Annotated in this window: 7 protein-coding genes; 4 read left to right on the plus strand and 3 right to left on the minus strand. The window is 68.3% G+C overall.

The features are described 5' to 3' along the window. The first annotated feature begins 178 nt into the window (after window positions 1-178). The 3 genes from DQW85_RS31360 to DQW85_RS31370 all read left to right on the plus strand — a co-directional run bounded on the left by DQW85_RS31360 (window position 179) and on the right by DQW85_RS31370 (window position 2,863). Entirely contained in the window at window positions 179-553 is a 375-nt protein-coding gene (locus tag DQW85_RS31360; protein WP_162795524.1) for an SGNH/GDSL hydrolase family protein, read from the plus strand. Between the two features lie 359 nt (window positions 554-912). Then, entirely contained in the window at window positions 913-1,359 is a 447-nt protein-coding gene (locus tag DQW85_RS44945; RefSeq protein WP_162795525.1) for a hypothetical protein, read from the plus strand. A gap of 691 nt (window positions 1,360-2,050) precedes the next feature. After that, window positions 2,051-2,863: a hypothetical protein gene (locus DQW85_RS31370; protein ID WP_113703414.1), complete on the plus strand. Its 813-nt coding sequence runs from the start codon at window positions 2,051-2,053 to the stop codon at window positions 2,861-2,863. 690 nt (window positions 2,864-3,553) lie between these two features. Here the strand turns inward: DQW85_RS31370 and DQW85_RS31375 are convergent. The 3 genes from DQW85_RS31375 to DQW85_RS31385 form a co-directional block, all read right to left on the minus strand. Further along, window positions 3,554-4,603 (minus strand): hypothetical protein, encoded by a 1,050-nt coding sequence (locus DQW85_RS31375; protein WP_113703415.1) that lies wholly within the window; start codon window positions 4,601-4,603, stop codon window positions 3,554-3,556. 39 nt (window positions 4,604-4,642) lie between these two features. Beyond that, on the minus strand, window positions 4,643-5,131 hold the full coding sequence (locus DQW85_RS31380) for a DUF1345 domain-containing protein (RefSeq protein ID WP_113703416.1): 489 nt from the start codon (window positions 5,129-5,131) through the stop codon (window positions 4,643-4,645). Between the two features lie 70 nt (window positions 5,132-5,201). Next, window positions 5,202-5,630, minus strand: coding sequence for a DUF2267 domain-containing protein (locus DQW85_RS31385; RefSeq protein ID WP_113703417.1), 429 nt, complete (start codon window positions 5,628-5,630; stop codon window positions 5,202-5,204). A 144-nt stretch (window positions 5,631-5,774) separates the two neighbouring features. Between DQW85_RS31385 and DQW85_RS31390 the strand changes: the two genes are divergently transcribed. After that, the coding region (locus DQW85_RS31390) for an AAA family ATPase (RefSeq protein WP_162795526.1) at window positions 5,775-7,805 on the plus strand (2,031 nt) is incomplete at its 3' end.

Raw genomic sequence — 7,805 nt, forward strand, 5'->3', positions numbered from 1 at the left:
ATCTACGTATTCAGCGGAAACCGGCGGGTCTACCTCAAACCAGACGCCCAGCTCAGCGGCAGGCCTGAATGGATACGAAACTTCCTCTCTGATAGGACGCGATCCCTCACGCCCAGGAGAGGGGGCATCAGAGTCACGTAGACGCGAAGGAGCCACGAACGCCCGCGGTAAGGCCGCCGTGGGCCAGTACGGCGAGCTCGGCCAGATCGACAAGGGCTATCTGGATGAAAACACCACCCTGGTCACGGTCTCCATCGGCGGCAATGACGCCGGCTTCGGCCCCGTCATCAAAGAGCGCATCATGAACCTTTCGCAACTCTGCCAGGACGTGACCATACCGGAGATTGGAAACGAGCCCCTGAGGATGGCCCTTCCAAAACACATTCAAGGCCCTGTGTGCGCATCCATCATACAGGCGCTTCAGGCCATCCATAGGGCCGCGCCAAATGCCCGGATCGTGCTTATGGGCTATCCCGTGGTAGTCGAGGCCACTAGCAACGGCTGCAACGGTGTCGTCGACCTCGAAGCGCATTGGATAAAGGAGGTCACCTAGCAGTATATGAAACCTGTGCTCCAGAATCTGCCCAGCGACCCGGCTCTGCAGGGCGTTAATCTTACGGTCGCTGACCCCATCGCTGCCTTCGCTGGTCGAGGAGCATGTGGACCCAACAGTCTTGTCCACGCCATCATCACGGACAAGACACCCGGTGACAATGGAGATGTCGCGTCCGCTCAGTCCTTCCATCCCAGCCTGGAAGGGGCACTCACCTACGCCAAGGTCCTCGAAGAGGCTTTCGAAGCTGCGGGCAGCCGCAGACGATGAGATCTTACAAAAGGATGGTCATGGCGTTCAGTATTTGCTTGAGCGCTACGACCGCCTGCGCATCCCAGTCGCCCCAGGATCAAGCGCGTGTGCAGGCAGTCGACGTTCTGCGCACTCAGGCAAATGATGAATGGGTTCAACTGTACAACGACCTGCGTAGCTCGGAGAACAAGTCAGTAAACGATGTTTTGCAGGCGGTCGAATATCGCAATGGCGGTCGATGGTCACCGCCTTGGCCTGGCAAAACCGGTGGGCGTGTGCTGAACCTTCGGGCCATCGACGACCACACCATGTCCGCCGATCTGCTGATCGAGGGTGCAGGCACAGGTGGCGGGACCTGGTGGAATACCTCCACTGCCACGACTTATTCGCATGCTTGCGTCCGATACATCGGTGCGATGGGAACGAAACCTACTATCATGACCAGCGACGTGGCCTGTCCGACGGACATCGTAGAGCTCTCCAGGCCCGGTGCCAGGAATGGTGTCGATCACATCATCCTGAAACTGGCGAATATAATTCCCTCACCGACATGATGAACCCATCATCGAGTCCATTTCACCGTGACGGCGCGGGTCGCAGCTCCGGTGAGAATCACCTGGTAGAAGGGATATCGACCAGGAGACCAGAGGCCTGTGTGCTGTTCTACCAGTGAGACTGCTGCTGCCGATGAAGTTGCAGGGCAGGAAGTGTTCTCCCCTGAGGCTGACACGCATGCCCGAGGTTATGGCGTCCCGCGCGATTCCTCCAGCCAGCATGCAGAGCAGGCTTCTCCTTCGAGGGGTCGGTCACCAGCGCGTTGGAGTCTCGCAAGAGGCGCAAGTTGGCGCCCGTTGGTGAGGACGCCCCACAGATGCGTGTCCGTGCGGTTAAGGCATTCCTGGACAAGGGACCGCGGCGGGACGATTCCTGATCCGCCGGCGCGCTTGCCCAACGCGGGGTTCCATGGGGCCAGATGTAATGGGGACGTGACTCCAGCGGTGACTGATCGCGAAGGCCTTGCTGCCGTCCTCCCTGGAGCGGGACCGAGCCGAGGGGCAGGAGCCGCACCTGGTTGTCGTGAGCGAGCTGCGCGACGTACCAGGCGAGCCAGCCGACGTACGCGGTCGACTTGCCGCACTGTAGACAGTTTTTAAAAAAGGTTTCCTAAGAGAAAGGCGTGGGCAGGGTGATCTTGGTCAGTGGCCCGACAAACGGGTCACCAAGGTCCGGAAGGATGAACAACCCTTGACGCACACCAGCAAGATCACCGCGCTCGCCGTCGCCGGAGCGCTCTCGATATTCGGGGCCGCCGGCCTGCCCGGCGCCGCCCACGCCCATGCCGGCCATCAGGCAGCGCCCTGCCAGCAGGCCGGCACCCTGACCGTCGACGGCCCCGAACGGGTCGCCGAGAGCCCCGCCGCCGGCGTCGGCGCCTGCCTCTCCTTCGACGGCACCGCCGGTGACACCATGACCGTCGGCATCTACCATCCCGGCGCCGGTGGCGAGCGCATCGCCTTCTGGAGCAACCTCGTGGTCCGCGACCCCGCCGGCCAGGTCATCGCCTCTTTCCAGGGCGGCCACCCGCAGGTCGATCCCATCTACCGCCTGCCGCTCCCCCGGCTCGCCACCACCGGCACCTACCAGGTGGAGGTCGCCCCCGCGAGCCCTGACATGCTGGTCTCCGCCCGGGTGCTGCTCAACTCCGTCACCGATCTGGGCCGCGTCGAGATAGACGGCCCGGGCAGGCCCGTCCACCTCAAGCGTGTGGGCCAGGAACAGCGGATCACCTTCGCCGGTCGCGCCGACCAATGGGTGCAGCTGGACCTGTCCGGCTTCGACTTCGCCTCCGGCGTCCCCGGCCGCGAGCCGGGCGTCTGGATCGAAATCTGGAGCGCCGACAAAACCCGTCTGCTCTTCCGCGACGTCCTGCGCGGCGACGGGCGCCGCGAGCTGGGCCCGCTCCGCCTCACCTCCGACTTCGTCCTCCAGGCGTGGACGGTCTGGGGCTCAGTCGGCGGCGTAACCGTCTCGGTGCCCAGCATGCCCCGGCAGGGCTGACCACCCGGCTTGACGTACTGGACCGCTGATCCGAGCCGGCACCCGCAGGCCGGTCGGGTCAGCGGTCGGCGCCGGGATAGAGCCAGCGGCGCAACACCCGCCTGACGCCAAACGCCACAAGAGACGCGCCCAGCATTGTCACCGGCGCCTTCACCCGGCTGCTCCAGCAGCCGTTCCTCGCTGGTGAAGCGCGGGATGCTGTGGTAGACGACCCCGCCGTGGTGGGGGCGCGCCGCCACGTCACCCCTGGTGACCGGACAACTGGTCGGTCCGGACGCCGATCTCGTGGATGAGGGCCTCCTGGTGCGCCTTGACGGTGTGCCGTATGGCGATCCGCCGCGTGACCTGCACGTCCCGGGCGTCGAACCACGGCCTGCGTGATCAGTGCCCTGGTCGAATTCTCTCCCAGGCGTCCCGGAGACAGCCAGAGCGGCGTCCCTGCGTCACGCCGCGCTGTCGTGCTGGACGACGTCAACACCGCGCTGCTGCAGGAGTGGCGCAAGCGGCAGTGCCGCTTTTCATGATCATTGGCGGGATGGTCCAGCATAGGTCCGACAGGCCGGCCCCAGAGCCGCGATCCATGCGCCATTCATCCCTGCGCGCGGTGGGCGGCCTTTACCCCCTCGACGGCCCCATGCGCTCTGGTCGCGGGCACCCGCTCCGGCCCAGGCGGCGACTTCGGCCGAGTGGTCAGACGTTCTGTTGTTCTGCGAGCCGGTCGCGCTGACGCTGGCCGTAGGCCGCATTGCGAACGGTCCCGTCGTCCTCGAGCCCGGAGCCGAAGGCGCCGCCCACCATCGCGCTGGACGTCAGGAACCAGGCCAGTGCCAGATAGTCGGTGACCATCGGGCGATGGTTCAGCGCCTCCGAGAGGAGGTCGGGAACCAGTACAAGCGCGCCGACCCCGGTGAGAACCACGAACAGCACCGCGTAAAGGCAGAGCACGCCCAGTGTGATGGTGATCAGGGTGACGGCGTTGTAGAGGCGGGCGCGAGCCTTGGGCACCCTGCCGCCGGGACGCTCCCACAACTCGTGGTCGACGATGATCCATGCGGCGAGAGCGAGGATGGACAGCACCATGATCAGCGACTGCCGCCAGGTGTCCAGCGCGGTGGAGAGCTGCCAGGCGGTGTCGTTGATCACGCCGAACGCGGCGGTGGCGAACACGCCTGCCAGCGCCCGTGACAACGAGGTGAACAGCCGCCATGGGCGGTTGGCCCGCACCATGCCGGCGAGTAGGCGCGCCCGCCCGCGCAGGCCGGGCATGACGTAGCGATCGGGGACGACCCGGCCGGGCTCGGTGTCGCCTTCCACTCTGCGGCCGATCGCAGGGAGGCGGTCACGGCCGGTGGGCGGGAGGACGAGCAGGCCGACGACGTTCATCACGGCCTCCAAGGTCCGGCCGACCAGGTGAAAGGTGCCGAGGGCGGGCAACGACAGCAGGGCGACGCGGTCGCCGGTGCTGACCTCCGCGCTCACCGCGTCCAGGCCCAGCCGACGAGGGAGGTCGGTGAGGAATATCCCGACGTCCCAGCCGGACTCGGGCAGGTGCGGACGGACAGCGGTGAGCATGGCTGAGATGTCGACCTGCTCTTCCGCCGCCAGGGGAGCGGTGTACGCGCGCACCTGCCAGTCGGAGCCCGAGCCGAGCCGCTCCCGCAACCGGCCGGGTAGGTCGCGCGCCACCCTCACAGCCAGCTCGGTGGGCAGGTCAGGATCGGCGACCAGGGCGATACGCATGTCCAGGCCCTACCCCGAGCGGATCGCCCTGACCAGGGGTCACCGGCCCAGGCCGGTGACGAGGTTGATGGCCACGGCCAGGATGCCGGTGTTGAAGAAGTAGGAAAGCAGGGCGTGCGCGAGGGCTACCTTGCGGATGTGCGTGCTGACCACACGGTTGTCGGTGACGCCGAAGGTCACGCCGATCGTGAACGCGAGGTAGGCGAAGTCGCTGTACGCTGGCGGATCTCCTGCCCGAAGTGTGTGACTGGCGGTGCGGACCAGGGCGAGCGCGACCGCCCCTAGGCTGGCCACCGCGCCGATCAGCACGCCGGTGTCGGTGGAGCGAGCGTCGCCCTCCTCTTTGGCCAACCGCTTGGTGTCATGGTGGTCCTTGGGCCAGCTGATCAGCCACACCCAGACCAGGCCCACCGTCGCGGCCACACCCCAGCCGAGCAGCGGCGACAACTCCGGGACCCCCAGCCGCCAGGCACCGGCCGCCATGACGACCCCGGCCCCCAGCGATGTCAGCACGCGCCTCACCGACATGACGCGCTTCCCCGCGCGTCCCCTGGACCCAGACCTCACCGCTCCGACATCCCAACGAGCCCGTCGGCGATCAGGGCAGGATCGAGGCCAAATCCTTCGGCATGGTGGACTTCACGTCCTCCCACTCGCCAGCGGTAATGTGCTTCCTGAGCGCTTGCAAAACCTTCTTGACCAGATCCTCCTCGCTCTCCTGGAGGTCGAAGGCCAGTTCGCCGCAGACGCGGTGGAGGAACTCCTCGCGATCGGCCTTGACCGGCACGGTGCTCGGCCGCCAGCCGTCGTAGTAGACCCCGCGGATCAGCAGCGGCAACTGGGCGGCGAGGTGGGCGCTCTCGTTCACGGTCAGCCGGTCGCGCAGGGCGTGCAGCACGGCGCGCAGGGCGGCGTAGGACTGGTTGCGGTGCTCGGGAGTCCAGCCGTGTGCCTCCTCGATCTCTCGCAGCACGCGGTTCGTTTTGTCGACCGTACGGTTGAACGGCGCATAACCGGTCTCCGCCATCTCCTTCACCCCTTCCTTGCATCCTCGGGCATGCCTCGGCTTAAGGCTCGGCGCGGTGGACGGGAGGTCACATCCCCCAGCCGGGTAGTGGTCCTCCGCGGGTGTGAAAGATCTTGGCGAGCTCGGGATTCACCGTTCCCTGTCGTGGCAGGCGACCCATGGGAGGACAACATGCGGGGACGCGATCGGGAGTGGCGTCACGTCGATGGCCTGCTGCGGGTGTTGCGGCGAGGTGCGGGCGGGACGCTGCTGGTGGACGGAGAACCCGGATCGGGGAAGAGCCGGCTGCTGGCCGAAGCCGTCGCCGAGGCGTCCGAAGGCGGCATCGGGGTTGTACACGGCAGGGTGGAGGAGCTGGGCGAGGTCGCCCCGTGCGGCATGTTGCTGGAGGCTCTCGATCTGCGCTCTGAGCCGGAAGCGGGCGACGCCGCCGCCCGTTTCGGTCCGCCGGTCCTGGAGCGGCTGCGGGCAGGGTTCGAGCAGCTGGCCACGTCACCGGTGCTGGCCGTGCTCGACGACCTGCAACGGGCGGACCCGGTGACGCTGAGGACGTTGCACAGCCTGCACGACCGGCTGGCCGACTGGCCCATCGGCTGGATGATGAGCCGCTCGACAGTGCCGGACAGGGGCCAGGCCGTGTCGCTGTTCGACATCCTGGAGCGGGAGGGGGCCGACAGGGTGACGCTCGCGCCGCTGTCACCGCACGCGGTCGCGGCGCTGACGCAGGACACGCTCGGGCGGTCGCCGGACCCGGCGACGCGGGCGCTGGCGGCGGCCGCCGGAGGCAATCCGCTGCTGATCACCGAGCTGTTCGCGGGGCTGCGCGAGGAAGGGCTGCTGGGAGACGCGGCGCGGGCCCGCGTGCCCGACCGGCTGCGGACGGTGGTGCGGCGCTGGATCGACACGCTGAGCGCGGAGGCCAGGAGCCTGATGGAGACGATCGCAGTGCTGGGCCGTTCGTTGTCGCTGGAGCACGCCGCGTCGCTGCTGGACACCACGCCCGCGGCGCTGCTCCCGATGACGGAGGAGGCCACGGCCGCGGGCATCCTCCTCGTGACCGAGCACGGCCTCACCTTCCGTCACGGACTCGTCGGGGACGTCGTCGCTGCGGGCATCCCCTCGTCGGTGCGGCAGACCCTGCTCGACCAGTCCGGCGTTCTCCTGGGCTCTGAGCGGCCGGGGTCGGCTGGCCTGCTCACCGGCCCGGCCTCCTCCGACATAGAGGCGGCGGTCGCCAGTGGCCGGCTGGACGAGGCCGAGCAGATGGTGCGTGGCCGCCTCGCCGAGCACGCTTCCGTGTACGGGGTGGCCGAACTGCGCTGCCTGCTTGCGGACACCATGTACCTGACGGGCCGGGGTGAGGAGGCGATCCGCGAGGCCGAGACCGTGCTGGCGGTGCCGGGCCTCCCCCGCCACGTACGCGAGCGGGCGACTCTCGTGCATCTGTACGCCACGGTGTGCCTGCGGGAGAACGCCGGCTCGCGGTCGTTCGCGCAGGAGGTCATCGACGGAACGGGTCGATACGGTCCCGCAGCCAGGACCGCCGCGCTGGTCGCCCTGGCCACCGCCGAGCGGCACGAGGGCAGGCTCACGGCCGCGCTGGCCCTGGCGGAGAGCGCCGGACGGCTGGCCGCCGCCGACGCGCTCGAGGACCGCCGCTACGAGGCCTGCCTGGCCACCGTCGCCGTGCTCGTCGACATCCACCGGCTGGACGAGGCACGGACGATGCTCCGCCAGGCACGCAAGGACATGTTCGGCCACGGTCATCTGGCCTGGGCGGCGGACGCCTCGGCGCTGGAGGCCCGCCTGGAGCTGCTCGCGGGCCGTTTCGATAACGCGGTCACCCAGGCGAATAGGGCCCTGGACCTGGCCGGTGCGCTCATCACGCCGCTGTCGGCTGCGGCGGCGCGCGCCGTGCTCGCCGCAGTCGCGCTGCGGCGCGGCGACCTGCAGGGGGTGGCGTATCACGTCGCGGAACAGCCCGGGGGCACGGCCGAGGCTCGCTTCCGGCACGCCTTGCTGTCCGCGCAGCTCGCGGAGGCACGAGACGGGCCGCGCAGCGCTATGCCCCTGCTCGCAGAGCTGCCCCGCCCGCTGCTGCTCAGCATGGAGCCCGCCGCCGGCCCCTGGTTGGTCCGGGTCGCCCTGGCCGCCGGCGACCGGGTGGCGGCCGAG

This window comes from Nonomuraea lactucae, from assembly GCF_003313395.1.
In the GTDB taxonomy this organism is placed as follows: domain Bacteria; phylum Actinomycetota; class Actinomycetes; order Streptosporangiales; family Streptosporangiaceae; genus Nonomuraea; species Nonomuraea lactucae.